Here is a 26,788-nt window from a genome sequence, read left to right on the forward strand (position 1 = left end):
GCTCGTCCATCAAAAAGAAGCGGTCATGAGCGACAAAAAATCCGTTGAAGCGTGCGCCTTGCAGCTCACCCATTTCGGCGCCGCGGGCTGGCGGATCACCGACGGAAAAACGGTGCTCCTGGTCGATCCCTACTTCTCCCGCGTGCGTTACGCGGGCAAGACCTTCGGCGACCCCGACGCCCCGATCTCCCCCGGCGACACGCGGCCGATCTTTCGTCCGCAGGACGTGTTGTCGTCCGACACCGGGCTGGTCGACCGGCACATTGACAGCGCCGACTACATCGTCATCTCGCACTCGCATTTCAACCATTGCATGGACATGCCGCACATCGCGCGCAAGACCGGCGCGCTGGTGATCGGGACGTACAGCACCACCAACATCGCGCGCGCCAACGGCGTGGACGAGCAGCAGCTCATCACGGTGAAGGGCGGCGAGGACTACCAGTTCGACGACATTGCCATCCGCGTGGTGAACAGCCTGCACTCGCCGCTGGCGGCCAAGCGCTACTTCGAATGGGGCGAGGTGCCGCGCGATGTGGATCGGCCGCTGCGCATGATCGACTACTGCGAAGGCGGCACGATGGGTTATTACATCCGCTGGGGCGGGCACCGCATCGTCGTGTTCGGCTCCATGAACTACATCGAGCGCGACCTGCTGGACATCGACGCCACGATCGCGCTGGTGCCCGCCGCGCGCCCCCGGCTGCATGTGCGCGACTACACCGACCGCCTGCTGCGCCGCGTGGGCATGCCCAAGCTGGTGATCGCCACGCACTGGGATGTGCAGACCGCGCCGTATGGCGCCTCGCAGGCCGAGGCGCTGGCCCAGGCGGAGACCTTTGTGCAGGAGGTGAACACCACCTCGCCCGACTCGCAGGTGATCGTGCCGCTGCACTTCGACACGGTGCATGTGGACGCCAGCGGCCATGCCTGGAAGGTGGACCACGGGCAGGCCTGACTTGTGCTTGAGGCTCAAGTCGCTCCACCCTGGAAACGTCTCGGCGGTCGGTAGAGGAAGACAAGAAAAAGCGCGATGTGCTGCGCCCTGGTTTGCCCCCGGGCGCGCGGGTTCTCTGCGGGCAAATGGAGTACTTTCATGAATCAGATGGTCAAGACATGGGTCCAGGCGACCCTCGGTGCGGTCCTTGCCGGGTTGGTGTCCAGCGCGGCGGCCACGGACTTCCCGGTGCGCCAGGTGCGCCTCGTGGTCCCGGTGGCGCCGGGTGGTCCGAACGACACCTTCGCGCGCACGCTGGCCCCCAAGCTGGGCGCCGGCCTCGGGCAGCAGGTGGTGATCGAAAACATCCCGGGCGCCGGGGGCAACCTGGCCACCGCTTCGGTGCTGCGACAGCCGCACGACGGCCACAACCTGGTGCTGCACGGCATGACCTACGCGGTCAACCCGTCGATCTTCGGCGCCGCGTCGTCCTACAAGGTCGGCGACTACACCGCCGTCTCCATCGTGGCCAAAGGCCCGCTGGTATTGGTGGCGCACCCGTCCCTGGGCGTGAAGAGCGTCAAGGAGCTCATCGCCTACCTCAAGAGCAAGCCGACCGGCGTGGACTACGCCTCGGGCGGTCCGGGCACCTCGCCGCACCTGGCGGCCGAGCTGTTCAAGCTGGCCGCCGGCGTCAACATGCAGCACATCCCGTACAAGGGCACGGGCGCCTTCATGCCCGACCTGCTGGCCGGGCGCGTGCCGGTGGCTTTCGTGAGCCCGCTGGTGATCAAGCCGTCCATCGCATCGGGCCAGCTCATCGGCCTGGGGGTGACCGGCGCCCAGCGCAGCAAGGGCTGGGATCTGCCGACCATCGCCGAGGCGGGCGTGCCGGGCTTTGACTTCGAGGCCTGGTACGCCATCATGGCGCCCGCCGCCACGCCGCCCGATGTCGTGCTCAAGCTCAACAAGCTCATCGACGACGCCGTCAACACGCCGGAGGCCCAGGAGAAGTGGCAGAGCCTGGGCGTGGAAGTGATGCGCGGCACGCCGCAGGAAGCCCAGGCCTACGTCATGAGCGAGTACGCCAAGTGGGCCAAGGTGGTCAAGGCCGCCAACATCAAGGCCGACTGACGCATGCTGTATGAAAACGGAACCGTCTTCGACGGGCGCGATGTCCTGCCCACGGGCCACGCGGTGCTGGTGGAAGCCGGCCGCATCCACGCGGTGGGGCCGGCCGACCGCTTCACCGGTTACCAGGGGCCGCGCTTCGACCTCGGCGGCGACACCCTGCTGCCCGGGCTGATCGACTGCCATGTGCACCTCACGATGTCGGGCGACGGCAAGACCGTCACCGGGCAGGGCAACGACCACGCGGCGCTGACGCTGCAGGCGCTGGAGAACGCGCAGGCCTCCCTGCGCGGCGGCATCACGGCCCTGCGGGACTGCGGCGGCGTCGACCACGTGGAGTTCGCCGTGCGCGACGCCTGCAACGCCGGGCGTTTCCTCGGGCCGTACATCCGGGTGTCGGGCAAGGTGATCTGCATGACGGGCGGCACCAAGTGGAAGATCGCGCGCGTGGCCGACGGCCCGCAGGAGGTGGTCAAGGCGGTGCGCGAGCAGCTGCTGGCGGGCTGCGACTGCGTCAAGCTGATGGCCACCGGCGCCGTGCTGCACGCCGGCACCGACATCGAGGACGCGCAGTACACCGAGGAAGAGCTGGCCGCGGGCGTGGCCGAGGCCCGCCGGTTTCGCAAGCCCACCGCCGCCCATGCGATCGGCACCCAGGGCATCCTGAACGCCGCGCGCGCGGGCGTGACCTCGGTGGAGCACGGCATGTTCATGACCGACGAGACCGTGCGCCTGATGCTGGAGCGGCAGATCTTCCTGGTGCCCACGCTGGCCGCGGTGGAGCAGGTGCTGCTGAACCCGCAGGCCGTGTCCGCCGCGTCGCTGGCCAAGGCGCAGCGCGTGGCCGCACGGCACCGCGAATCGGTGGGCCTGTATTACCGCGCCGGCGGCCGCATCGTGATGGGGGCCGACACCGGCACGCTGTGCAACCCGCACGGCAACAACGCGCAGGAGCTGCGCTACATGGTGGCCTGCGGCATGTCGCCGCTGGCCGCGCTGGTCGGCGCTACCTCGCTGGCGGCCGACCTGTTGAACCTGCCCGACCGGGGCGCGCTGGTGGCCGGCCACATCGCCGACATGCTGATCGTGCGCGGCGATCCCTTCACCCAGATCGAACAAGTGGCGGATCGGCGCCACCACCGCCTGGTCATCAAGGCCGGGCAAGTGGTCGCCGGCCCCGAATCGGGACTGACATGAACCTGCCTTTCGATTTTCAGAACCCCTATGCGAGCGTCCGTCTGCCGGGCTTTTTCAGGAACGTGGTGTCGACCTCCACCCCGCTGGGGGCGCAGGCCGGTCTTCGCATGCTGCTCAAGGGCGGCAACGCGGTGGACGCGGCCATCGCCGCCGCCGCCGCGCTGACCATCACGGAGCCCGTGAGCAACGGGCTGGGCAGCGATGCTTTCTGCATCCTGTGGGACGGCCAGGGGCTGCATGGCCTCAATGCCTCGGGGCCGGCGCCGGCCGGCTGGTCAACGGACTATTTCCGCCGCAAGTACGGCGAAGACCCGAAGACACCGCCCAAGCGCGGCGTCGACGCGGTGACCGTGCCCGGCGCCGTGGCCGCGTGGACCACGCTGCATGCGCGCTTCGGCAAGCTGCCGTTCGCCGACCTGATGGAGCCCGCCATCGAGGCGGCCGAGGGCGGCTACGGCGTGTCCCCCGTGGTGCACCAGAAATGGAAGGCCGGCGCGCCCGAGCTGGCGGCGCAGCCCGGCTTCGCGCAAAGCTTCCTGCCCTTCGGCCGCGCGCCGGACATCGGCGAGCGCTTCCGCTTTCCCGCGGCGGCCCGCGCCCTGCGCGCCATCGCCGAGACCCGGGGCGAAGCCTTCTACCGCGGCGAGGTGGCGGCGGCCCTCGTGCGTTTCGTGAGGGACGCCGGCGGCGTGCTGAGCGAACAGGACCTGGCCAGCTTCCAGCCCGAATGGGTCACCCCGATCTCGCGCGACTACCGGGGCTACACGCTGCACGAGATACCGCCCAACGGCCAGGGCATCGCCGCGCTCATGGCGCTGGGCATCCTGGCGCAGTTCGACCTGGCGTCGTTGCCGGTGGATTCGGCCGACTCGCAGCACCTGCAGATCGAGGCCATGAAGCTGGCCTTCGCCGACGTGTACCGACACGTCGCGGACAGCCGCCACCTGCAGGTCACGCCCGAGCAGATGCTGGACAACGGCTACCTCGCGTCCCGCGCGCGGCTGATCGACATGGGCCGCGCCCAGACCTTCGGCGCCGGCAACCTGGTGCGCGGCGGCACGGTGTACCTCACGGCGGCCGACGAGAACGGCATGATGGTGAGCTTCATCCAGAGCAACTACATGGGCTTCGGCTCGGGCTGCGTGGAGCCGGGCTTCGGCGTCAGCCTGCAGAACCGGGGCCATGGTTTCAGCCTGGACCCCAACAGCCCCAACGCCGTGCAGCCGGGCAAGCGGCCGTTCCACACCATCATCCCGGCCTTCCTCACCCATAGCGGCCAGCCGGTGATGAGCTTCGGCGTGATGGGCGGCAACATGCAGCCGCAGGGCCACATGCAGACGCTGGCGCGCATGCTGGACTACGGCCAGAGCCCGCAGGCCGCCTGCGACGCGCCGCGCTGGCGCTTCGACCAGGGCCTGGACATCAACGTCGAAAGCGCGATGAACCGCCAGACCGTCGCCGAGCTGGAGCGGCGCGGCCACCGCGTGAAGACCATCGACGACGCCTACCAGGACTTCGGCGCCGGGCAGTTCATCTGGCGCCTGGACGGCGAAGGGGCGGGCTACGTGGCCGCCAGCGACCCCCGGCGCGACGGGCAGGCCGTGGGCTGTTGACGGGTGCTCACTCCGGCTTGAACCCGGCCTCCTTCAACAGGCCCGCGCTCTGCGCCACATCGCTGGCGATGTACTTGCGGAAGGTGTCCACCGATTCCACCACCGGCTCCACGCCCAGCGAGGCGAGCGAGCCGGCCTTGGCCAGTTCTTCCGTGGCTTTGTTGATGGCCTTGTTGAGGAACTGCACGCGGTCGTCCGGCGTGCCCTTGGGCGCCCACACGCCGTACCAGGACACGTACACCAGGCCGGGGTAGCCGCTCTCGGCGGCCGTGGGCACATCAGGGGCGATGCTGCTGCGCTTGGCGCCGGTCTGGGCGATGGGTTTGACGCGGCCGCCCTTGGCCATGGGCTGCAGCGAGATGATGGAATCCACCAGCACCTGCACGTGGCCGCCGGCCACGTCGGTGGCGGCGGGCGCCGTGCCGCGGTAGGGCGTCATGGTGAAGTTGACCTTGCCCTGCTTGGCCAGCAGCAGCGTGGCGAGGTGGCTGGGCGCGCCGAGCGCGGGGATGGCGGCGTTCCAGTGGTTGCCGGATTTGCCGGCCGCGTCGATCACCTCGCGCAGGTTCTTCTGCGGCGCGGTGGGCGGGATCACGATGAGCAGCGGCGCCTCGCCGGTGCGGGCCACGGGCGCGAAGTCGGTCACGGGGTCGTAGGGCGGCGTGGCCAGCACGTGGCTGGCGAGCACGTGCGTGGCGGCCGAGAACAGCAGGGTGTAGCCATCGGGGTGCGCGGTCTGCACCGCCTTGCCACCGATGGTGCCGCTGCCGCCGGCGCGGTTGTCCACCACCACGGTCACGCCCAGGTCGGTCTGCAGCTGTTTGGCGAGCAGGCGCGCCGCGCCGTCCACGCCGCCACCGGCCGCGAAGGGCACGATGAGCTTGATCATGTTGTCGGGGAATTTCCCCTGGGCCAGGGCGGGTGCCACGCCCACGGCGGCGAGGGCGAGGCCGGTCATCCAATGCTTCATCCACTTCATGTCTGTCTCCTTCGGGTTTGTGGTCAATCGGGTTGAGGGGCGGGGGTGCGGCGCGCGCGGCGCCGTTCGAAAACGCTCAGCGTGGCGTCGATGTCTTCGGCATCGATGCCGCGCGTGATGAAGACGATGCGCGTGCGCCGGTCGTCGCTGGGCCAGCGCGGCAGCGTCTCGGGCGGGTGGAACAGGTGCTGCACGCCGTGGATGACGAGCGGGTGCTCCGGGTCGTCGTCCAGGTGCACGATGCCCTTGACGCGCAGCAGGTCGTCGCCGCGCATCTTCGCGATCATGTCCAGCCAGGCGAAGAAGCCTTCGCGCGAAAGCGGCCGATCGCGCACGATGACGTGCGAGCGGATGCGGTCGTCGTGCCGGCTGGCACCGTGCCCGCCGGACGCGGGAAAGAAACTCGATCGGCCGGTGTCGGGCACGGCGGTGAAGGCGGCGGCCGGGCGCGCCAGCAAGGCCTGCAGGGCGTTCAGGGCACCGTCGGCGTCGGTGCGGATCTCGGCCAGCGGGTTGATGTCGCGCAGCCGCTGCACCAGCGGTTCGAGCTCGGGCGCCGCCGCGAGATCGGTCTTGGTGAGCAGCAGGCGGTCGGCCACCGCGGCCTGTTTCACGGCCTCGGGGTGCTGGTCCAGCGTGGCCATGGCGTGGCAGGCGTCCACGGTGCAGGCCACGCCCGCCAGGCGCCACGCACCCTGCAGGCGCGGGTCGCCCATGAGCGTGTGCAGGATGGGCGCGGGGTCGGCCAAGCCGGTGGTCTCCAGCACCACGTGGCGCAGCTCGCCACGCTGCGCGGCCGGCGTGGCGGCCAGCCGCTCGAAAGCTTCCACCAGGTCGCCCCGGATGGTGCAGCAGATGCAGCCGTTGGCCAGCAGCACCATGTTCTCTTCGGTGTGGTCGACCAGGTCGTGGTCGAGCCCGACGGACCCGAACTCGTTGATGACCACGGCCGTGCCCTGCATGCCGGGCTCGCGCAGCAGGCGGTTGAGCAGCGTGGTCTTGCCGCTGCCGAGGAAGCCGGTGAGCACGGTGACAGGCACAGCCTTCGTCATGACATCTCGCCCATGGGGCCATGCAGCTTGGCAAACGATTCGAGCGTGCGCGCCAGCCGCGTGAGCAGCCAGTCGGCATCGGCTTCGTCGGCCTCGCCCGCTTCCAGGCGGGTGAGCAGCTGCATCACCGGCTGGCGCTGTTCGGCGATCGGCCCGGGCTGCAGCAGGAAGGCCTCCACGCTGGGCACGCCCAGGCGCTCGCTCTCGGCCCAGAGGTAGTCGGCGATGTCGAGCTCGAAGTCCTGCAGCGAGACGCTGACCCCGCCCACGCCGCAGCCGCAACCCGAGCCCAGCGTGACGTGCTGGGCGCTCAGGCGGCTCCACAGGCCCAGCAGGCGGGCGGCGCGGGGGTCGGCGGCGGCCACGGTGGCGGCGTCCATCTCAGGCCTGCGCGGCGGCGGCGCGCAGCCGGGCCGTGGCGGCGGCGTCGAGCTGCTGTTGCCCGTCGAGCGCCACGCGGTAGACCTCGCGCGCCACCTCGGCGCTCACATAGCCTTCGCGCACGTCCTCGGCCACCTTCTCGGCCTCGCGCTCCAGCGGGCTGCCGAAGCCACCGCCGCCGCCCGAGAGCATCTTGTAGGCGTCGCCGCGCTCCAGGCGCACGTTGAAGATCTTGGCGTTGAGGTGGTCGCTCTTCCACTCGCCCTTGTGGCGCACGGCCAGGCCGTTGCCCATGGCGTCGCCGCCGCCTTCCAGGCCCCAGGGCTTGCAGTGCACGCGGTCGATGCGGGTGGTGACGGTGAAGGGCGAGAGCGCCTGCACCACCATCTCGGCACCCAGGCCGCCGCGGTACTTGCCGGCGCCCGCGCTGTCCTGGCGGATCTCGTACTTCTCGACCAGCACCGGGTACTTGGCTTCGAGCTGTTCGGTCGGGCTGTTGTGGGTGTCGCCGTCGTTGATGCAGACGGTGACGGACACGCCGTCTTCGGTGCTCTTGGCGCCCCAGCCGCCGCCCAGCGGGCCGATGCCCACGATGAACAAACGGCCGTCTTCGGGCGAGATGCCGTGGATGTTGGGGAACACCAGGTCGGCGTGGTGGCCGGCGATGGCGCGGTCGGGAATCGCGGGCGCGAGCGCCTTGAAGATGGTGTCGATCACCGTCATGGGGAAGGTCATCCACACGCGCATCGGGTAGGGGCGCTCGGCGCTGATGACGGTGCCCATAGGCATGATGACCTTGAGCGAGCGGAAGCTGCCGTCGTTGACCGGGTAGTCGGTGGGCGTGGTGAGGCACTTGTAGGCCACCTGCGCGCAGGCGATGCCGGTGGTGAAGCCCGAGTTGTAGAAACCGCGCACCTGCTTGCTCACGTCGGAGAGGTCCACCGTCATCTCGTCGCCCTTCACGGTGACCTTGACGCGGATGGGGATGCGCTTGCCGATCTCCAGGCCGTCGTCGTCCATGTAGGACTCGGCTTCGTACACGCCGTCGGGGATCGACAGCGTGTTCTTGCGCGCCACGGCCTCGCTGGAGTCCATGATCTGGCGGATCGAGCCGTTGACCGCGTCGGCACCGTAGCGCTGCAGCAGCTCCACGTAGCGGCGCTCGCCGGTGGTGATGGCGGTGATCTGCGCGCGCAGGTCGCCCAGCGCGCGCTCGGGCATGCGCACGTTCATGGCGATGATGTCGATCAGGTCCTGGTTGACCACGCCTTCGCGCTGGTACTTCACGATCGGGATCTGGATGCCTTCGCTGAAGATGTCGGTGGTCACGTTGCCCAGGGTGCCGCCCACGTCGAGCCAGTGCGCCATGCAGCAGGTGAAGCCTTCGAGCTGCCCTTCGTGGAACACCGGCATGGTGAAGGTGAAGTGGTTCAGGTGGCTGCCGGTGGTGTAGGCGTCGTTGGTGACGAGGATGTCGCCGGGCTTGATGTTCTCGACGCCGAAGTGCTTGATCTTCGCCTTCACCGTCTCGGCCATGCCGCGGATGAACATGGGCAGGCCCAGGCCGATGGAGACGGTGTCGCCTTCCTTGGTGAACAGGCCCACCGTGAAGTCCAGCGCTTCGTAGATGATGAGGTTGTAGGCGGTGCGCGTGAGGTTGGTCTTCATCTCCTCCGTCACGGCGAACAGGCCGTTGCGGATGATCTCGACGGTGACGGGGTCAACCGTCGTGCTGGGCAGGTCTCGTGTGTTCATGAGCGGTCACTCCCGATGGCGATTTGCAGGTTGCCCAGGCCGTCGACGCGCAGTTCGTCGCCGGGCTGGACCACGGTGGTGGAGGCGTGTTCTTCGATGAGGGCCGGGCCGCTGATGAGGTTGCCGGCGCGCAGCAGGTCGCGTTTGTAGATGGGCGTGTCGGCCCAGCCGCCGGCGCGGAAGTACACCGGCTTGGTGCCGCGCAGGGCGGCGGCTTCGGGCTGTGCCGCGCCTTCGTCCACATGGTGGCGCGGCGGTTTCTTCATGGTGCCGAGCACGGTCACGCGCAGGCTCACGAGGTCGGCCGCTTCCTGAGGCGCGGAGGTGCCGTAGCGCACCTTGTGCACCTGGTCGAAGTGGTTCTTGATGGCCGAGCGGTCCTTGTCCACGAAGAAAGCGCCGGGCAGGTCCACCGTGACGGCATGCTCCTGGCCCACGTAGCGCATGTCGGCGGCGCGCTCGATCACGATGCCGTCGGGCGTGATGCCGGAGGCGGCGAGCGCGGCGCGGCCTTCGTCTTCCATGCCCTTGTAGAGCGCTTCGATCTCGTCGAAGGACACGTCGTTGAGCTTGCGGAACACCGAGCGCACGTAGTCGTAGCGCAGGTCGGAGAACAGCATGCCGTAGGCCGAGAAATAACCCGGCGCGTACGGGATGAGCACCTTGCGGATGCCGATCTCGCGCGCGATGGCCGAGGCGTGCAGCGGGCCGGCGCCGCCGTAGACCACCATGGTGAAGCTGCCGGCGTCCAGACCGCGCTCGGTGGTCACGGCCTTGACCGCGTGCGACATCTGGGTGACGGCGATGCGCAGGATGCCGTCGGCGGCGGCGGTGGTGTCCAGCCCCAGGGGCTTGGCCACGCGCTCTTCCATCTGGCGCTGCGTGCCGGCCAGGTCGAGCTTGAGTTCGCCGCCGAGGAAGTGGTCGGCGTCGAGGCGGCCGAGCACCAGGTTGGCGTCGGTCACGGTGGGTTCGGTGCCGCCGCGGCCGTAGGCCACGGGGCCGGGGATGGAGCCCGCGCTCTGCGGGCCCACGCGCAGCGCGTTGCCGGTTTCCACGCGGGCGATGGAGCCGCCGCCGGTGCCGACCTCATGGATGTCCATCATCGGGATCTGGATCGGCAGGGCGCGCTCGTAGCCGCCGATGAGCGCGCTGCCGGTGGTCAGCGGCCGGCCTTCGCTGATCACGCCGGCCTTGGCGGTGGTGCCGCCCATGTCGAAGGCGATGGCGTCGCCCATGCCGAGCTGGGCGCAGATGGCCTGGGCGCCGATCACGCCGGCCGCCGGGCCGGACTCCAGCATGCGCACGCAGTCGCGCCGCGCGTGCTCGCTGGGGAACAGGCCGCCGGTGGACTGCACCACGTAGAAGTCGCCCTCGAAGCCCTTGTTGCTCAAATGCTCTTCGAGCTGGCCGAGGTAGGCCGAGACGCGCGGGCCCACGTAGGCGTTGGCCACGGCGGTGGAGACGCGCTCGAACTCGCGGTATTCCTGGCTCAGCTCGTGCGAGGCGCAGACGAAGGCGCCGGGCAGTTCCTCCTGCAGGATCTGTTTCACGCGCTGTTCGTGCGCCGGGTTGCGGTAGGAGTGCAGCAGCAGCACGGCCACGGCCTCGATGTTTTTTCCGCCGAGTTCGCGCGCCAGCTCGCGCACGGCGGCCTCGTCCAGCGCCTTGTGCGTGCTGCCGTCGGCGCGCAGGCGCTCGGCCACTTCGTAGCGCAGCGAGCGCTTGACCAGCGGCTCGTGCTTGTTGAAGAACAGGTTGTAGGCGTCGGGCCGGTTGACGCGGCCGATCTCGTAGATGTCGCGAAAGCCCTCGGTGATCAGCAGCGCGGTCTTGGCGCCGTTGCGCTCCAGCAGGGTGTTGATGGCGATGGTGGAGCCGTGCAGGAACAGGTGGCCGTCGCGCAGGTCGATGTCCGCGCTGTCCAGCGTGGCCTGGATGCCGTTGACCAGCTGGCCATGGGTGGACAGGGCCTTGCCGAACAGCAGCTGGCCGGTGACTTCGTCGAAGGCGGCCATGTCGGTGAAGGTGCCGCCGATGTCGACGGCGACGCGCAGCCGCGCGTCATGGGGGGTGAGGTTGGTGTTGCTCATGGTGTGTTCCTCGGGTGCGTGCGGCCAGTCATGCCGTGACGCCGATCGGGTTGCGGAGAATTCCGAGGCCGGTGATCTCGACCTCGACCACGTCGCCTTCTTTCATGTAGAGCGGCGGCTCGCGGCGGTCGCCCACGCCGCCGGGCGTGCCGGTGGCGATCACGTCGCCGGGCGAGAGCGGCGTGAAGCGCGAGATGTAGGCCACGATGGTCGGGATGTCGAAGATCAGGTCGCCCACGCTGGCGTGCTGCATCACCTGGCCGTTGACGCGGGTTTCGAGCTGCAGCTTCGTCACGTCGGGCACCTCGTCGCGCGTGGCCAGCCAGGGGCCGAAGGGGCCGGTGCCGGGGAAGTTCTTGCCGGGCGTGAACTGGTGGGTGTGTTTCTGCCAGTCGCGCACGCTCACGTCGTTGAAGCAGGCATAACCGGCGATGTGCTCGAAGGCGTCTTCCTTCGCGATGTGGCGGCCGCCCTGGCCGATCACGAAGGCGAGTTCGCCCTCCCAGTCGAAGCGGTCGGAAAACGCGGGGCGCAGCACGGTGTCGCCGTGCGCGGCCAGGCTGTCGTTGAAGCGCAGGAACAGCGAGGGGTGTTCGCTGTCGGCGCGCTTGGTCTCGGCCACGTGGCTCTTGTAGTTCAGGCCCACGCAGATCAGCTTGCCGGGGTTGGGGATCACGGGCAGCAGGCGCACCTGCTCGGGCGCGAGCGAGGGGCCGGCCAGGCCGTTCAGTTCACCGAGCGCGTTGGCGGCGATGGCGGCTTTCAGGTCGGCGTGGCGCGCCTGGAAGGCGGCGGGCACCGGGGTGTGGCGGCCGTCGCTGCCGACCACCCCGTAGGTGGCGCGGCCGTCGGTCTCAAAGCTGGCGAAACGCATGGTGGGCTTGTCTCCGGGTGGGGCGCTGCGGGCAGCGCGGGGGTGATGGGGACGCAGTCTAGGAAAGCGCCCGCCATCTGCCTAGAATGCAAACGGAGATTTCAGACATGCCTTGATTGGCATATCAGAACCGGAGACCCCATGAACCCCAACGACTTCCGGCTGTTCCTCGAGGTGGCCGAACTCGGCAGCTTCACCAAGGCAGCGGCGCTGCGCCAGACGGTGCAGTCGCACATCAGCCGGCAGATCGGCGAGCTGGAGAAACAGTGCGGCGGCGCGCTGTTCCGGCGCACCGGGCGCGGCGTGACGCTGACCGACCTGGGCCGCCACGTGGAGGCGCGCGTGCGCGGCTGGGTGCGCGACACGGACCAGCTGCTGGCCGACATCCGCATCGACGCCGGCGAGCCCATGGGCGAGGTGCGGCTGGGCATCCTGCCCTCGGCGGCGCACCCGCTCATCACCCACGTGTTCCTGCGCCTGCAGGCGGAGTTTCCGAAGATCAAGCTCAACGTGCGCGAGGGCCAGGGCGGCGAGCTGGACACGCTGCTGGACATGGGCAGCGTGGACATGGCCATCCTGTTCCGCTACCAGAAGCCCACCAGCGCGGACGAGCAGCTGCTGGCCGTGGCGGGCACCTACCTGGTGTCGCGGCCGGACGACCCATTGACGCAGAACGACACCTTCGAATTCGCGCGCCTGGCCGGGCTGCGCCTGGTGCTGCCGCGGCGGCCCGCGCACTGGCGCGCGGTGCTGGACGAGACGGCGCGCAGCAAGGGCTTCGTGCTGCAGGCCGAGGTGGAGGCCGATTCGCTGCGCGTGCAGCGCGAGCTGGTGGCGCACACGCGCGGGCTGTACTCGCTGCTCGGGCCGTTCTCCATCGACGCCGAGCTGCGCGCGGGCCGGCTGCGCGCCTCGCGCGTGGTCAACCCCGACCTGCGGCGCCACGTGACCCTGGCCCTGCCGAAACAGGGCCAGCTCACGCCGGCGAGCAAGATCGTCGCGCGCATGCTGCGCGAGACGGTGGAGGGCTGGGGCAACCGGCTCAGCGAGCCCGGCGGTTCACCGGCCCTCTAGCCCCGGCTCACCAGGGCAGGGTGAAGGTCTTGCCGTTGCAGAAGGACTTCATGGCCTCCTGCACGCCTTCCTTGTAGCCCAGGCCCGAGTCCTTGATGCCACCGAAGGGCGTGAGTTCGATGCGGTAGCCCGGCACTTCCCACACATTCACCGTGCCCACCACCAGCTCTTTCGCGAAGCGCGTCGCGTGGTCCATGCGGTTGGTGCAAATGCCGGACGAGAGACCGTAGGCCGTGCCGTTGGAGATGCGGATGGCTTCGTCGATGTCGCGGAAGGTGATGATGGGCGAGACTGGGCCGAAGGTTTCCTCGCGCACCACGGTCATCTCGGGCCGCACGTTGTCCAGCACCGTGGGCGCGTAGAGCGCACCCTCGCGCTGGTTGCCGGTGAGCAGGCGCGCGCCTTGCGACACGGCTTCGTTCACCAGGGCCTGGAAGCGCTCGGCGGCCTGGGCGTCGATCACCGTGCCCATGTCCATCGCGCCGTCCATGGGGTCCCCGTGTTGCCAGCGGCGGGTCTTCTCGACCACGAGCTCGGTGAACTCGGCCGCCACCGAGGCCTGCACCAGCATGCGCTTGACCGCGGTGCAGCGCTGGCCCGAGTTCTTGTACGAGCCCTGCACCGCGAGGTCGGAGGCCTTGTCGAGGTCGGCGTCCTCCATCACGATCAGCGGGTCGTTGCCGCCGAGTTCGAGCACGATGCGGCGGTAACCGGCCTTCTGCGCGATGTACTTGCCGATGGGCACCCCGCCGGTGAAGGTGATCAGGTCCACGTGCTCGTTGACCAGCATCTCGTCGGCGATCTCGCGCGGGTCGCCGGTGATGACCTGGAACATCTCGGGCGGCAGGCCGGCCTCGTACAGGATGTCGGCCAGGAAGTAGGCCGAGAGCGGCACCTTCTCGGAGGGCTTGAGCACCATGCGGTTGTTGGTCGCGATGCTGGGCACCACCTTGTGCGCCACCTGGTTCATGGGGTGGTTGAACGGGGTGATGGCGGTGATCACGCCCTGCAGCGGCTCGCGCATGGTGATGACCTTGCGCTTCTTGCCGTGCGGCGTGAGGTCGCACGAGAACACCTGGCCGTCGTCGCGCAGCGCCTCGTTGGCGCCGAACACCAGCACGTCGGCCACGCGGCCGATTTCGTACATCGAGTCCTTCTTGCACAGGCCCGACTCCAGCGTGATCAGCGTGGAGGCCTCGTCGGCGCGCGCGCGCAGCAGGGCCGAGGCCTTCTGCAGGATGCTGGAGCGCTCGTAGCGCGTGAGCTGGGCCCGGTAGGCGTGGGCGATGTGGTACGCGCGGCGCACATCGTCCAGCGTGGCCAGGGGCACCGTGCCCACGCGCTCGCGGTTGTAGGGGTTGATCACGTCGAGCGTGCGTTCGCGCGCGATGCGCTCGCCGCCGATGCGCAGCGCCTCGGCGCGGAAGTGTTCGCTGTCGCGCAAGGGGTTGCGTGCGTTCATGCCAGGGTCTCCTCGGCGCTGCCAATGAAATTCTTGCCGCGCGCGCCACCCTGGGCGTGCAGCACCATCTGTTCGGCTTCTTCGTCGCTCACGCCGTAGTCGCAGAAGCGCGTGCCGACGCCGAACTGTTCGATGAAGCGCGCCAGGCGCACGGGGGCGCTGGACAGCGGCCCGCCCAGCGCCTGCTCGAGCACCGCGTCGCGGTCGTCCCGGCGGCCGATGGCGCGCGCCAGCACCATGGGCAGCGGGAAGGAGCAGGCGATGCCGTGCGGCAGGCCGTAGCGCAGCGTCATCTCGTACGAGATGGAGTGCGCCAGCGCCGTCTTGGTGTTGGAGAACGCCATGCCGGCCTTGAGCGCGGCCAGCGCCATGCGCCCGCGCAGCTCCAGGTTGCCGAGCTCGCGCATCAGGCGCGGCAGCACGTCCAGGATGTCCTTCACCGCCGAGATCGCGAACGCGTCCGAGACCGGGTTGGCGTTGACGTTCCAGATCGATTCGAGCGCGTGCGACAAGGCATCGAGCCCGCTCTGCAGCGTCACCGCGGGCGGCAGCGAGAGCATCAACTCGGGGTCGATGAGGGCCGCCGTGGGCCAGGTCTGCGGCAGGTGCAGCGAGTACTTCTTCTGGCTTTCCCGGTCCCAGATGGTGGCCCAGGGCGTGACCTCGCTGCCGGTGCCGGCGGTGGTGGGCACGGCGATCAGGGTCTTGACCGCGTGCGGCGTGAAGGCCGCGCCGGTGGCCAGCAGGTCCACCAGCTCCTGGAAGCGGCCGCTGGCGGTGCCGACCATGAGCGCCTTGGCGGTGTCGATGGCGCTGCCGCCACCGACGGCCACGATGACCTCCACGTCGGCGTGTTCGCGCCAGAAGGCCTCGTGCGTCGCGGCGAGCTCGGCCACGTCGGGGTTGGGCAGCACCTGGTCGATCACGCAGGCCAGCTGCGCGCCGAGCACGCCCTCCAGCCGGGCCAGCAGGCCGAGCTGGCGCGCCTCGGGGAAGGTCACCAGGGCGGCCCTGCGGCCCCCCAGCAGCTTCGGCAGAGACAACAGGGCCCCTGGCCCGTACACGCTGTGCACGGGATTGAAGTAGTTCGCGGTCATGGAAAGCCTTCAGGCGGTCGTGAGCACGGCGTGGTTGAGCGCCAGGTCGAAGATGTCGAAGTTGCGCAGCCGGCGCCCGGGGAGCAGGCCTTGCAGCTTCCGGTTGAACAGCAGCGGCACCTTCTGTTCGGACAGGCCGCCGTGCGAGCGCAGCGGCACGGTCAGGCCGCTGAGGTCGTGTTCGGCGGCGCGCGTGCCCAGCACGGTGAGGTGGTCGGAGATCACCACCAGGTCGCCGATGCGGTCGGGCGGCAGCTCGAAGCGTTCGGCGGCCTCGTCGCGCGTGAGCACGGCTTCGATGCCGTCGTGGCTCATGAGGGCGCTGGCGATGGTGCGGGCGTTCGCGCCGCGCGGCAGGTAGACGGTGGCGAAGGAGCCGAGCGCGCCGTGGTGCACCACGTAGGGGTCGGTGATGGGCAGGATCACGCGGCTGCCATCGGCCCCGGCGGTTTCGTCCAGCACCTCCTGCAGGAAGACGATGCGCGGCTGGCCGGCGGCGTCGGTCTTGGGGCTCATGCCATGGTCGGCGGTGAGCGCGATCACGGCACCGAGCGCGTCGAGCTGGGCGAGGTAACCGTCCATCATGGCGTAGAAGTCGTTCGCGCCCTGCGTGCCCGGCGCGCACTTGTGCTGCACGTAGTCGGTGGTGGAGAGGTACATCAGGTCGGGGCGGCGCGCCTCCAGCAGCTTCACGCCGGCGGCGAACACGAACTCGCTCAGGTCGGCGCTGTAGACCGAGGGCACGGGCTTGCCCACGAGCTCGAGCACGCGGTCGATGCCGCTGTCGGCCACGGTGGCCTTGTCGGCCTTCTCGGCCGAGAAGCAGATGCCGCCCTGGAGCTGGTGGCCCAGCAGGGTGCGCAGCTTGTCCTTGGCGGTGACCACGGCCACGCTCGCACCGGCCCGGGAGAACGCGGCCAGCAGCGTCTCGGCGCGCAGGTAGGCCGGGTCGTTCATCATCACTTCCTCGCCCAGCGCGGTGTCGAGGAAGTAGTTGCCGCAGATGCCGTGCACCGAGGGTGGCGCGCCGGTGACGATGGACAGGTTGTTCGGGTTGGTGAAGCTGGGGACCACGCAGTCGCCGACCAGCGAGGTGCCCTTGGCCAGCATCTTTTTCAGGAAGGGTGCCACGCCGGCCTGGATGGCCTGCGTGATGTAGTCGGGCTCGCAGCCATCGACACACACCACCACCACCGGCTGCGCCGGCTTGTTGTACTCGCGGTCATTGACCTTGAGTTTGAATTGGTCCGGGGCCATCAACGTGCTCCTTGTTGGATCCAAGCGCGAAGCTTGCTGGAAACGTAATCGGCGGTCATGACCATGGCCACGATCACGAGAATGCAGGTGGCCGTGTCCTGGTACTGGAACAGCTTCATGCTGCCCACCAGTTCGAAGCCGATGCCGCCCGCGCCCACCATGCCCAGCACGGTGGCCTGGCGCAGGTTGGTCTCGAAGCGGTAGAGGATGACGGCGATCCAGGTCGTGACCACCTGCGGCAGCACGCCGAAGATGATGATCTGGATCGGGCCCGCGCCGGTGGAGCGCAGGGCTTCGATCGGGCCCTGGTCGATGTCTTCGATGGACTCGGCGAAGAACTTGCCCAGCATGCCGGCGCCGTGCAAGGCGAGGGCCAGCACACCGGGGAACGGGCCCAGGCCGACGGCGGCGACGAAGATCAGCGCGAGGATGATCTCGTTGATGCCGCGCATGATGTTGAGCACCTGGCGCATGAAGTGGAACACCACGGGGTGCGGCGAGAGGTTGCGCGCGGCCAGGAAACACACCGGCACCGCGAGCACGAAAGCCAGCAGCGTGCCCCAGATCGCGATCTGCACGGTCTCGATGGCGGGCGTGACCAGCTTGGACGCGAATTCCCAGTTGGGCGGGAACATGCGCGAGAGGAAGTCGCCGATCCAGGGCGCGCCCTTGACCAGTTCGCTGAAGCTGACCTGGCTGCCGATGGCGGCCCACCAGATGACGGCGAGCAGGGCCAGGCCGGTGACGGCGTATTTCCACCAGCCGTCGTTGCCGCCGCTCTTGGCGACGAGCAGGTTGTAGCGTCCGATGCCGATCATGGTTGCTCCAAAGCCAGTTGGGGAGCGGCGTGCGCCGCGACAGGGGACGGCGCGGCCACCGAGGCCGCCGGTGCGTCGGGTGGGGTGGGGCCTTCGAGGCCGCCGGGGTAGATGCGCTGCAGCACCTCGTCGGTGAGTTCGTCGGGCCGGCCCTCGAACACGATGCGGCCGCCGGCCACACCGATCACGCGCTGGCCGAACTCGCGCGCGTAGTCCACCTGGTGCAGGTTGCAGATCACGGTGATGCCGGAGTCGCGGCTGGCCTGCTGCAGGTAACGCAGCACCTTGCGCGAGGTCTTGGGGTCCAGGCTGGCCACGGGTTCGTCGGCCAGGATCACCTTGGGGTGCTGCGCCAGGGCGCGGGCGATGCCCACGCGCTGCTTCTGCCCGCCCGAGAGGGTGTCGGTGCGCACGTCGGCCTTGTGCTCGAGCTCGACGCGGCGCAGGCATTCGCGCGCGGCGTCGATGTCCTCGCGCGGGAACAGCTGGAACCACGACATCAGCGCGGGCATGGAGCCCAGGCGGCCGGTGAGCACGTTCTTCAGCACCGAGAGGCGCGGCACCACGTTGTAGTGCTGGAAGATCATGGCCACGTCGCGGCGCACCTTGCGCAGGCCGGCGCGGTCGCCGCGCGAGAGCTCGCCGTCCACCCGGATCTCGCCGCCCGAGGGCTCGGCGAGGTGGTTGATGCAGCGCAGCAGCGTGGACTTGCCCGCACCCGAGGCGCCCAGGATCACCACGAACTCGCCCTTGGCCACGCTCAGGCTGACATCGTGCAAGGCCACGAAGTCGCCGTAGCGCTTGGTGAGGTTGCGGATCTCGATCATTTCATCTTCCTCAGATCGAGGTTGAGCAGCTTGGCGGTGTCGCGGATCACGTTGTAGGCCGCGTCGTTGGTGGGGTGGAAGCCGTTGAGCTGGCCCTGGTCGGACCAGGGGATGTCCTTGACCTGCAGGAAGGCGGCCTGCACGCGCTTCTTGAGATCGGCCGGCAGGTCGGTGCGCCACACGGTGGGCGACTCGGGGATGGGGTCGGACTTCCACACCTCGACCAGGTCCTCGCGCTTGGCCAGGCCCTTGGCGATGGCCGCGTCCAGGATGCGGTCGGCGATGGCGGCGGCGTCCACCTTCTTGTTCTGCACGGCGATCGCGCTGGAGTCGTGCGAGCCCGAGAAGATCACGCGGCCGAAGTCCTTGTCGGTGTCGAAGCCGGCCTTCATGAGACCGGCCTTGGGGAACAGGTGGCCCGAGGTGGAGCTGGGATCGACGAAGGCGAAGGTCTTGCCCTTCAAGTCGGCCACGGTCCTGATGCCGCTGTCCTTGTGCGCGATCACCTGGCTGTAATAGAACGTGCGCCCGGCCTTCTTGGTTTCGGCCACGGCGAAGGCCTCGATGGGCGCGATGGTGGCGCCGAGCACGTACGAGAACGGGCCGAGGTAGGCCACGTCCAGGCGCTTGGAGCGCAGCGCCTCGATCACGCCGTTGTAGTCGGCCGCCACGAAGGGCTTGACCGGCATGCCCAGCGCGGCGGACAGCATGTCCATCATCTTCTGGCTGTTGGCGATCATGGCGCGGGAGTCTTCCGACGGGATCAGGCCGACGGTGAGCACCTGTTGCGAGCGGGCGGGGAAGGCGATCGTGCCGGCCACGGTGGCGGCGGTGCCGATCAGCACCTTTCTGCGATTCATCATGAGCTTGTCTCCGGGGGTTTGTAGGGGCATGAAAATTCTCCATCTTCGACTGAGCGGACTTGCCCGGCTTGGAGTTTTTCAGCCGGGTGTGACGCGCCTGTGACAACGATGAAAAATCACGAGCGTCCGGTGGTTCTGTCGACTCCTGCACCGCTCTGGACGCAGTAAACCACCGCCGTTCAGCCGAGACCAATTCAAAGATTGGCGGAGTTCTATACAATTTTTCTATGCGACTGACCCAGCTCCGATCCTTCTACGCCGTGGCCCGCATGGGCAGTTTCACCAAGGCCGCGGAGCACCTGCACGTGAGCCAGCCCACCATCACCACGCAGGTGCGCTTTCTCGAGGAGAGCTACAAGGTGGAGCTGTTCCACCGCAGCGGCCGCCGCGTGCAGCTCACGCAGCTGGGCGAACAGCTGATGCAGCTGGCGCAGAACATCTTCAGCCTGGAGGGCGACGCGGTGAGCCTGCTGCGCGACGCGGGCGAGCTGCGCACCGGCCAGCTGCGCGTGGCGGCCGTGGGGCCGTACCACGTGACCCGGATGCTGGCGGACTTCAGCCAGCACTACCCGGCCATCAAGGTCAGCGTGAGCACCGGCAACTCGCAGGACGTGCTGGACCGCCTGCTGGACTACCGCGCCGACGTGGGCGTGCTCGCGCAGCTGGTGAAGGACGACCGTTTCCTCTCGGTGCCGTTCAGCCGCCACCCGGTGGGCATCTTCACCTCCAGCGAGCACCGCTTCGCGCGGCGCCGCAGCATCCGGCTGGCCGAGCTGCAGGGCGAGCGCATGATCCTGCGCGAGCAGGGCTCGACCACGCGCAAGGCGCTGGAGCTGGCCTTGCACAAGGCCGGTGTGGAGCCCGAGGTGGTGATGGAGATCAGCAGCCGCGAGGTGATCCGCGAGGCCGTGTCGCAGGACATCGGCATCGCCGCGGTGTCCACGGTGGAGTTCGTGCCCGGCCCGGGCCTGCACCTGGTGAGCATCAGCGACGCGGACATCTACACCTACGCGCACGTGCTGTGCCTGGCCGAGCGGCGCAGCGCGCGCATGGTGCACGCGTTCTTCGAGACCGTGTCGCCGCCCACCGAAGGCGTCCACCGGCCGGCCCGCAAGAAAGGCAACGGACGGTAGGCGCGAAGGGACGGTTTTACCGAAGGGGCGGGCTCTTCACCTGCAGCGCGCCCGGCGGCGAGACCACGGCCGGCGCCTCGACGATCCCCGTGGCGTCGTCCATGCCCGTGCGGTGTCGGTCGCGCACGAAGAGCGCGCCGATGAGCACCGCGAGGGCCGACACCGCCACGGTGTAGACCAGCCCCTGGAAGATGTTGCCCGAGGCGACCACCATGGCCGTGGCGATGAAGGGGGCGAAGCCGCCGATCCAGCCGTTGCCGAACTGCAGGGCCACCGAGACGCCGCTGTAGCGCACGCGCGTGGGGAACTGCTCGACCAGGAAGGCGCCCATGGGGCCGTAGACCATGGTGGCCAGGAACACCAGGCAGAACAGCATCAGCACCACCATGGGCGCGTTGATGCGCGCCGGGTCGGCGCTCACCGGCATGCCGCGCTCGATCAGCGCCTCGCGCAGCGCGGCCTGGTCGAAGCCGTCCCAGCGCTGCTCGCCCAGCACCACGCGCAGCTCGCCGCTGGCGGGCTGGATGGTGTAGGGCACGCTGTTGGCCGCGAGGAAGGAGCGCGCGCGCGTGCAGGGCTTGGTGGCCTTGGGCTGGAACAGCTGGCCGATGAAGGTCTGGTCTTCGCGGCAGTCGCCGCCTTCGATGACCACCACCGTGCGCTCGCGGAATTCCTGCAGGCCCGGATTGCCGTACTTCGCCATGCCTTCGAAGATGGGAATGAAGAGCAGCGCGGAGAGCAGGCAGCCCGTGAGCATGATCCACTTGCGCCCGATGAGGTCGGAGAGCCAGCCGAAGAACACGAAGAAGGGCGTGGCGAGGATGAGCGCGATGGTGAGGTAGGCGTAGGCCGACTGGGGCGGCAGCTTGAGCGTGGCGGTGAGGAACTGCAGGCTGTAGAAGTGGGCGGTGTACCAGATCACGGCCTGGCCGGCGACCGCGCCGAAGATGGTGACGAGCACGATGCGCAGCGTGGGGCCGTGCGCGAAGGTGTCCTTGATCGGGTTGCGCGAGCCCCGGCCTTCGGCCTTCATCTGCTGGAACACGGGCGACTCTTCGAGGCGCGCGCGCACGTACATGGAGTACGCCAGCAGCAGGATGGAGAGCATGAAGGGCACGCGCCAGCCCCAGGCGAGGAACTGCTCGGGGCTGAGCACCGAGCGCAGCGCGAGGATCACCGCCAGCGACAGCAGCAGCCCGATGGTGCCGGTGATCTGCAGCCAGCTGGTCATGAAGCCACGTCGGCGCACCGGCGAGTGTTCGGCGATGTAGGTCACGGCACCGCCGAACTCGCCCCCGATGGCCAGGCCCTGCAGCAGGCGCAGCGAGACCAGGATGGCCGGCGCGGCCCAGCCGATGGTCTCGAAGGTCGGCAGGAAACCGATGGCCGCGGTGGCCACGCCCATGATCATCATGGTGATGAGGAAGGTTTTCTTGCGCCCCACCGTGTCGCCCAGGCGGCCGAAGAACACGGCGCCGAAAGGCCGCAGCACGAAGCCCGCGCCGAAGGTGGCGAGCGAGGCGAGGATGGCGGCGGATTCGTTGCCCTGCGGAAAGAACAGGGCGCCGAAGAACACGGCCAGGCTGCCGTAGATGAAGAAGTCGTACCACTCGAACACGGTGCCGAGGGCGGCGGCGAAGACGACGCGGCGCGTCTCGGCGGGGGAAGGTGTTGTTGTGCTCATGATCTTGTCTCCGTGATGGTGTTTATTGAACCGCAGGAAGCCGGCCGATGAAGTGGCGCAGGCCGTCGTTGAACGCGGCCGGCTGCTCCAGCATGGGGAAGTGCGCGGCCTGCGGGATCAGCAGCAGCTCGGCGTGCGGCAGGCCCTGGGCCAGCGCGCGCGATTCGGCGGGCGGCGTGATGCGGTCCTCTTCGCCGCAGACCACCAGCGCCGGCAGCTGCAGCCGGGCCAGCTGCGCGCGCGAGTCGGCCGCGTTGAGCGAGGCGATCGCCTGGCGGGCGACGAAGGCGGGCGTCTGCGTCACCTCCTGGCGCGCGAAGTCGATCAGCGCGCGCGGCGCCACCGAGCCGAACGAGCGCTCGATGACCGCCTGGCTGGCCGGCTCCACGCCCAGTTCGTCGATCGCCTTGAGCACGTTGTCCACGCGCACGTCCGGCCCCAGGCCGTGGGGCGTGGCGCCCACGAGCACCAGCGCGCGCAGAAGGTGGGGGTTCTTGAGCGCGAAGGCCTGGGCGATCGTGCCCCCCATCGAGAGGCCGATGAGCACGGCCTCGGTGATGCGCAGCGTGTCGAAGACCCGTTCGAGGTCGCTCACGAAGGCCTCCATGGTGTAGTCGCGGTGGGCCGGGCGCGGCGAGCTGCCGTGCCCGGGCAGGTCGATGATGACCAGCCGGTGGGTGGTCGAGAAGGCCTCGATCTGTTCGCGCCAGAACGCGCCGGTGGTCGTGAAGCCGTGGCACAGGAACAGGGTGGGGCCGCTGCCGTGCACCGTGACGCGCGTGTCGCCGATCAATGTGGAACTCATCTTGGGGTCTCCAGGGTTGGGCTGAGAAAAGCCGCCGCCAGGCGGCCTGCCCGTCTTCGCACGACATGTGCCAGTGCGCGCCTCGGCCGCCCCGCGAGGCAAGACCGTTGTTTCTCAAGGGAAAAACCGCGCGTTGGGCCCGATTGACGGTTTCGCGGCCGGCGGCTAGTCTCAAATTCGCGTCTCAAATCTGAGAATCGAGAGGAACCCACCATGCCCTTTCCCGACTGGTTCGGCTCCGGCCAGAACGAGGCGGTCTTTCTGCGCCGCCTGCTGGACCACGTGTCGGACTGCCTGGTCGCCGTCGACACCGAAGGGCGCGTGGTCCTGATCAACGAGCCCTACTGCCGCCTGCTCGGCGGCCGGCAGGAGGATTTCATCGGCCGCCACATCACCGAGGTGGTGTCGGAGAAGACGCGCCTGCACCTCGTGGCGCAGGGCGAGGCGGTGGTGACGGGCGTGCCGCTGGAGGTGCGAGGGCAGCAGCTGTTCGCGCGCCAGGTGCCGGTGTACCAGGACGACCGCATCATCGGCGCGGTCGGGCTGGCGCTGTTCTCCAACCTGAACGCGCTGAAGAAGGCGGTGGCGCTGGCGGCGCAGCAGGACCTGTCGATCCGCAGCGCGGGCAGCGGCTGGGTGGCGCGCCACGGCGTGCAGGACCTGATCGGCACGGGCGCGCGCATGGACGCCCTGCGCGCGCGCATCGTGCAGGCCGCGCAGCACGCGCTGCCGGTGCTGATCCAGGGCGAGAGCGGCAGCGGCAAGGAACTGGCCGCGCACGCCATCCACGCGCACTCGGCGCGGGCGCGGCGCCCCTTCGTGTGGGTGAACTGCGCCTCCATCCCCGAGGGCCTGATCGACGCGGAGCTGTTCGGCTACGAGAGTGGCGCCTTCACCGGCGCGCGCGCCCGGGGCAAGCCCGGCAAGTTCGAGATCGCCAACGGCGGTACGCTGTTCCTCGACGAGATCGGCGACATGCCGCTGCACCTGCAGGCCAGCCTGCTGCGCGCGGTGCAGAACCAGGAGATCGTGCGCCTGGGCGGCACCGCGCCGATCGCGATCGACACGCGCATCGTCTGCGCGACCCACCGCGACCTGCCCGCCCTGGTGCGGCGCGGCGCCTTCCGGCTCGACCTGTACTACCGCCTGAACGTGGCCGGCCTGCGCATGCCGGCGCTGCGCGAGCGCGACGACCTGGCGGACTTCATCGGCCTGCTGCTGCAGCGCGTGGCGCAGCGCGAGGGCCTGGAGCCGCGCCGCATGCCGGCGGCGGTGCTCGCGCGCTTCGTGCAGTGCCCCTGGCCGGGCAATGCGCGCCAGCTGGAGAACGCGCTGCTGCGCTTCCTGCTCTCGGGCGAGGTGGCGCTGGACGAGGACGCCGGCCTGGGCGCCGACACCGGACGCCCCGTGGCGGATGCAGCGAATGCGGCGGACGGCGGCTACTCGCTGCAGGCCGGGCTGGACCGCGAGCGGGACGCGCGCATCCGCCAGGCCCTGCGCGCGGCCGAGGGCCGGAAAGACGAGGCCGCGCGGCTGCTGGGCATCAGCCGGGCCTCGCTCTACCGCGAGCTGCGCCGCCTGGGCGCGGGCTGAACCGCGGCGCCGCTCAGGCCCAGCCTTCGAGCACCACCTTGCCGCGCGCCTTGCCCGATTCGATCAGGGCGTGGGCGCGCTTCAGGTTGGCGGCGTTGATGGGGCCGAAGTGCTCGGCCAGCGTGGTGCGGATCAGGCCGGCATCGACCAGCGCGGCCACCTCGTTGAGCAGGCGGTGCTGGCCGACCATGTCGGCCGTGCCGAACAGCGCGCGCGTGAACATCAGCTCCCAGTGCACCGAGACCGACTTGCGCTTGAACTTGGTCACGTCCAGCGAGGCCGGGTCGTCGATCAGGCCGAATTGGCCCTGCGGCGCGATGGCCTCGACGATCTGGTCGAAGTGCGCGTCGGTCTGCGTGAGGCTCACGATGTGGTCCACCTGGGGAAAGCCGATGCGCTTGAGCTCTTGCGCAATGGGCTGGCCGTGGTCGATCACGTGGTGCGCGCCCAGCTCCTTGACCCAGGCCTGGGTCTCGGGCCGCGAGGCGGTGCCGATGACGGTGAGGCTGGTCAGGCGCGTGGCCAGCTGCGTGAGGATGGAGCCCACGCCGCCCGAGGCGCCGATGATGAGCAGCGTCTTCGAACTGGGCGCCTTGCCCGGGGCGATGCCCAGGCGGTCGAACAGCATCTCCCAGGCGGTGATGGCGGTCAGCGGCAGCGCGGCGGCCTGCGCGAAGTCGAGCGACGTCGGCATGTGGCCGACGATGCGCTCGTCCACCCGGTGCAGTTCGCTGTTGGTGCCCGGGCGGGCGATGGAGCCGGCGTACCAGACGCGGTCGCCCGGCTGGAACAGCGTGACCTCCGGGCCCACGGCCTTGACGATGCCGCTGGCGTCCCAGCCCAGCACCTTGTACGCCTCGCCCTCGGCCGGCGCGCCGCTCTTGCGCACCTTGGTGTCCACCGGGTTGACCGACACGGCTTTCACCTCGACCAGCAGGTCGCGGCCCGTGGCCACGGGTTCGGGCAGGGTGATGTCGATCAACGAGTCGGGTTCGCTGATGGCCTGGGGCTTCTGGTATCCAACGGCTTTCATGGTCTTGCTTTCAAAGATGGAGAAAAGGGGAAAGGAGGGCATCACGCGGCGGCCAGGGCGGCGTAGTCCGTGTAGCCGCGCGCGCCGCCGCCGAACAGCGTCGTCGGATCGAGCTCGGCCAGCGGCAGCTTGGCGGCGAGTCGCGCCGGCAGGTCGGGGTTGGCGATGAAGGGCCGGCCGAAGGCCACCAGGTCGGCCAGGCCTTCCTTCAGGATGGCATCGGCGCGCTGGGCGTCGTACTTGCCCGCGACGATCACGCGGCCCTGGTAGGCGCGGCGCAGCTCGCGGCGGAACGCCTCGGGCACCTGGCGCGCGTCGTCCCAGTCGGCCTCGGCCAGGTGGATGTAGGCCAGGCCGATCTCGTCGAGCTGTTTGGCCAGGTGCAGGATGGTGGGCACGATCTCGGGGCAGTCCATGTTGCGCTGGGTGATGAAGGGCGCCAGCCGCATGCCGGTGCGCTCCGCGCCGGCTTCGCTGGCCACGGCGGCGGCCACCTCGGCGGCGAAGCGCGTGCGCTGCGCCATGCCGCCGCCGTAGGCGTCGGTGCGGTGGTTCGAGGTGGTGCGCAGGAACTGGTCGATCAGGTAGCCGTTGGCGCCGTGGATCTCCACGCCGTCGAAACCGGCGCGCATGGCGTTGGCGGCGGCGCGGCGGTAGTCGCCGATCACGGTCTGGATGTCCTGCGCGGTCATCTCGCGCGGGACCGGGGCATCCAGCATGCGGCCCACGCCGTCCTCGCCCATCACCCAGACCTTGGCGTCGGGCGAGAGGGCCGAGGGCGCCACCGGCAGGCCGTCGGCGTGGAAGCTGGCGTGCGACATGCGGCCCACGTGCCACAGCTGCAGCACCATGCGCCCGCCGGCCGCGTGCACCGCGTCGGTCACGCGGCGCCAGCCGTCCACCTGGGCCTCGCTGTGGATGCCGGGCGTGAAGCTGTAGCCCTGGCCCTGCGGCGAGATCTGGGTGGCTTCGGACACGATCAGGCCGGCGCTGGCGCGCTGCGCGTAGTAGCGGGCCATGAGTTCGTTGGGCACGTTGCCGGGCTGGCTGCTGCGGCTGCGCGTGAGCGGCGCCATCACCAGGCGGTTGGGCAGGTGCAGCGGGCCGAGTTCGAGGGGGCGGAACAGGGG

General features: G+C 69.4%; 23 protein-coding genes. 7 read left to right on the forward strand and 16 right to left on the reverse strand.

Going from position 1 to position 26,788, the window contains the following annotated elements; genetic code table 11:
• Nucleotides 1–25: 25 nt before the first annotated feature.
• The 4 genes from AC3WPZ_RS13390 to AC3WPZ_RS13405 all read left to right on the forward strand — a co-directional run bounded on the left by AC3WPZ_RS13390 (nucleotide 26) and on the right by AC3WPZ_RS13405 (nucleotide 4,878).
• Nucleotides 26–958: an MBL fold metallo-hydrolase gene (locus AC3WPZ_RS13390; RefSeq protein ID WP_492440027.1), complete on the forward strand. Its 933-nt coding sequence runs from the start codon at nucleotides 26–28 to the stop codon at nucleotides 956–958.
• Nucleotides 959–1,096: 138 nt separating this feature from the next.
• Complete coding sequence (locus AC3WPZ_RS13395; RefSeq protein ID WP_492440029.1) at nucleotides 1,097–2,071, forward strand: Bug family tripartite tricarboxylate transporter substrate binding protein; 975 nt, start codon at nucleotides 1,097–1,099, stop codon at nucleotides 2,069–2,071.
• A gap of 3 nt (nucleotides 2,072–2,074) precedes the next feature.
• Nucleotides 2,075–3,265, forward strand: a complete 1,191-nt coding sequence (locus AC3WPZ_RS13400) for a metal-dependent hydrolase family protein (RefSeq protein ID WP_492440031.1) — start codon at nucleotides 2,075–2,077, stop codon at nucleotides 3,263–3,265.
• The gene (locus tag AC3WPZ_RS13405) at nucleotides 3,262–4,878 is read left to right on the forward strand and encodes a gamma-glutamyltransferase family protein (protein ID WP_492434501.1); all 1,617 of its coding nucleotides are present in this window, start codon (nucleotides 3,262–3,264) and stop codon (nucleotides 4,876–4,878) included. Before AC3WPZ_RS13400 ends, AC3WPZ_RS13405 begins: the two co-directional genes overlap by 4 nt.
• Nucleotides 4,879–4,885: 7 nt before the next feature.
• Here the strand turns inward: AC3WPZ_RS13405 and AC3WPZ_RS13410 are convergent, their stop codons facing one another.
• Genes AC3WPZ_RS13410 through AC3WPZ_RS13435 form a run of 6 tightly spaced genes read right to left on the reverse strand, consistent with a single transcriptional unit; the run spans nucleotide 4,886 to nucleotide 12,012 of the window.
• Entirely contained in the window at nucleotides 4,886–5,848 is a 963-nt protein-coding gene (locus tag AC3WPZ_RS13410; protein WP_492434737.1) for a Bug family tripartite tricarboxylate transporter substrate binding protein, read from the reverse strand.
• Between the two features lie 32 nt (nucleotides 5,849–5,880).
• The gene (locus tag AC3WPZ_RS13415) at nucleotides 5,881–6,909 is read right to left on the reverse strand and encodes a CobW family GTP-binding protein (protein WP_382327811.1); all 1,029 of its coding nucleotides are present in this window, start codon (nucleotides 6,907–6,909) and stop codon (nucleotides 5,881–5,883) included.
• Complete coding sequence (locus AC3WPZ_RS13420; protein WP_382322607.1) at nucleotides 6,906–7,289, reverse strand: hypothetical protein; 384 nt, start codon at nucleotides 7,287–7,289, stop codon at nucleotides 6,906–6,908. Before AC3WPZ_RS13420 ends, AC3WPZ_RS13415 begins: the two co-directional genes overlap by 4 nt.
• A gap of 1 nt (nucleotide 7,290) precedes the next feature.
• Entirely contained in the window at nucleotides 7,291–9,045 is a 1,755-nt protein-coding gene (locus AC3WPZ_RS13425; protein ID WP_382322608.1) for a hydantoinase B/oxoprolinase family protein, read from the reverse strand.
• Nucleotides 9,042–11,138, reverse strand: a complete 2,097-nt coding sequence (locus tag AC3WPZ_RS13430; RefSeq protein ID WP_492440034.1) for a hydantoinase/oxoprolinase family protein — start codon at nucleotides 11,136–11,138, stop codon at nucleotides 9,042–9,044. The genes AC3WPZ_RS13425 and AC3WPZ_RS13430 overlap by 4 nt, the downstream gene beginning before the upstream one ends.
• A gap of 28 nt (nucleotides 11,139–11,166) precedes the next feature.
• The gene (locus tag AC3WPZ_RS13435) at nucleotides 11,167–12,012 is read right to left on the reverse strand and encodes a fumarylacetoacetate hydrolase family protein (RefSeq protein ID WP_382327809.1); all 846 of its coding nucleotides are present in this window, start codon (nucleotides 12,010–12,012) and stop codon (nucleotides 11,167–11,169) included.
• 141 nt (nucleotides 12,013–12,153) lie between these two features.
• Here AC3WPZ_RS13435 and AC3WPZ_RS13440 point away from each other — a divergent pair, with 141 nt between their 5' ends.
• Nucleotides 12,154–13,086, forward strand: coding sequence for a LysR family transcriptional regulator (locus AC3WPZ_RS13440; protein ID WP_382322609.1), 933 nt, complete (start codon nucleotides 12,154–12,156; stop codon nucleotides 13,084–13,086).
• A gap of 7 nt (nucleotides 13,087–13,093) precedes the next feature.
• Here the strand turns inward: AC3WPZ_RS13440 and phnY are convergent, their stop codons facing one another.
• Genes phnY through phnD form a run of 6 tightly spaced genes read right to left on the reverse strand, consistent with a single transcriptional unit; the run spans nucleotide 13,094 to nucleotide 19,407 of the window.
• Entirely contained in the window at nucleotides 13,094–14,548 is a 1,455-nt protein-coding gene (gene phnY, locus AC3WPZ_RS13445; protein WP_444687760.1) for a phosphonoacetaldehyde dehydrogenase, read from the reverse strand.
• Complete coding sequence (gene psrA / locus AC3WPZ_RS13450) at nucleotides 14,545–15,645, reverse strand: iron-containing alcohol dehydrogenase PsrA (protein ID WP_492434504.1); 1,101 nt, start codon at nucleotides 15,643–15,645, stop codon at nucleotides 14,545–14,547. Before psrA ends, phnY begins: the two co-directional genes overlap by 4 nt.
• A 9-nt stretch (nucleotides 15,646–15,654) precedes the next feature.
• The gene (gene phnA, locus AC3WPZ_RS13455) at nucleotides 15,655–16,902 is read right to left on the reverse strand and encodes a phosphonoacetate hydrolase (RefSeq protein WP_492440036.1); all 1,248 of its coding nucleotides are present in this window, start codon (nucleotides 16,900–16,902) and stop codon (nucleotides 15,655–15,657) included.
• Nucleotides 16,902–17,720, reverse strand: coding sequence for a phosphonate ABC transporter, permease protein PhnE (gene phnE, locus AC3WPZ_RS13460; RefSeq protein ID WP_382322612.1), 819 nt, complete (start codon nucleotides 17,718–17,720; stop codon nucleotides 16,902–16,904). Before phnE ends, phnA begins: the two co-directional genes overlap by 1 nt.
• Nucleotides 17,717–18,547 (reverse strand): phosphonate ABC transporter ATP-binding protein, encoded by an 831-nt coding sequence (gene phnC, locus AC3WPZ_RS13465; RefSeq protein WP_444687763.1) that lies wholly within the window; start codon nucleotides 18,545–18,547, stop codon nucleotides 17,717–17,719. Before phnC ends, phnE begins: the two co-directional genes overlap by 4 nt.
• Nucleotides 18,544–19,407 (reverse strand): phosphonate ABC transporter substrate-binding protein, encoded by an 864-nt coding sequence (phnD, locus tag AC3WPZ_RS13470; RefSeq protein ID WP_382325808.1) that lies wholly within the window; start codon nucleotides 19,405–19,407, stop codon nucleotides 18,544–18,546. Before phnD ends, phnC begins: the two co-directional genes overlap by 4 nt.
• A 230-nt stretch (nucleotides 19,408–19,637) precedes the next feature.
• Between phnD and AC3WPZ_RS13475 the strand changes: the two genes are divergently transcribed.
• The gene (locus tag AC3WPZ_RS13475) at nucleotides 19,638–20,543 is read left to right on the forward strand and encodes a LysR substrate-binding domain-containing protein (protein WP_382322614.1); all 906 of its coding nucleotides are present in this window, start codon (nucleotides 19,638–19,640) and stop codon (nucleotides 20,541–20,543) included.
• 16 nt (nucleotides 20,544–20,559) lie between these two features.
• On the opposite strand, the gene AC3WPZ_RS13480 is transcribed toward AC3WPZ_RS13475, so the two are convergent.
• Together AC3WPZ_RS13480 and AC3WPZ_RS13485 are read right to left on the reverse strand one after the other, a co-directional pair.
• Entirely contained in the window at nucleotides 20,560–22,227 is a 1,668-nt protein-coding gene (locus AC3WPZ_RS13480) for an MFS transporter (RefSeq protein WP_444687764.1), read from the reverse strand.
• Between the two features lie 22 nt (nucleotides 22,228–22,249).
• Nucleotides 22,250–23,032 (reverse strand): alpha/beta fold hydrolase, encoded by a 783-nt coding sequence (locus AC3WPZ_RS13485; RefSeq protein ID WP_492434507.1) that lies wholly within the window; start codon nucleotides 23,030–23,032, stop codon nucleotides 22,250–22,252.
• Nucleotides 23,033–23,245: 213 nt separating this feature from the next.
• Here AC3WPZ_RS13485 and AC3WPZ_RS13490 point away from each other — a divergent pair, with 213 nt between their 5' ends.
• Nucleotides 23,246–24,625, forward strand: coding sequence for a sigma-54 interaction domain-containing protein (locus AC3WPZ_RS13490; protein ID WP_382322616.1), 1,380 nt, complete (start codon nucleotides 23,246–23,248; stop codon nucleotides 24,623–24,625).
• Between the two features lie 13 nt (nucleotides 24,626–24,638).
• Here AC3WPZ_RS13490 and AC3WPZ_RS13495 read toward each other — a convergent pair whose 3' ends face one another.
• Complete coding sequence (locus AC3WPZ_RS13495; protein ID WP_492440039.1) at nucleotides 24,639–25,658, reverse strand: zinc-binding alcohol dehydrogenase family protein; 1,020 nt, start codon at nucleotides 25,656–25,658, stop codon at nucleotides 24,639–24,641.
• A gap of 41 nt (nucleotides 25,659–25,699) precedes the next feature.
• On the reverse strand, nucleotides 25,700–26,788 hold a 1,089-nt coding region (locus tag AC3WPZ_RS13500), incomplete at its 5' end, for an alkene reductase (RefSeq protein ID WP_492440041.1).

It is taken from the genome of Hydrogenophaga sp. FW305-3-2-15-A-LB1 (genome assembly GCF_058787875.1).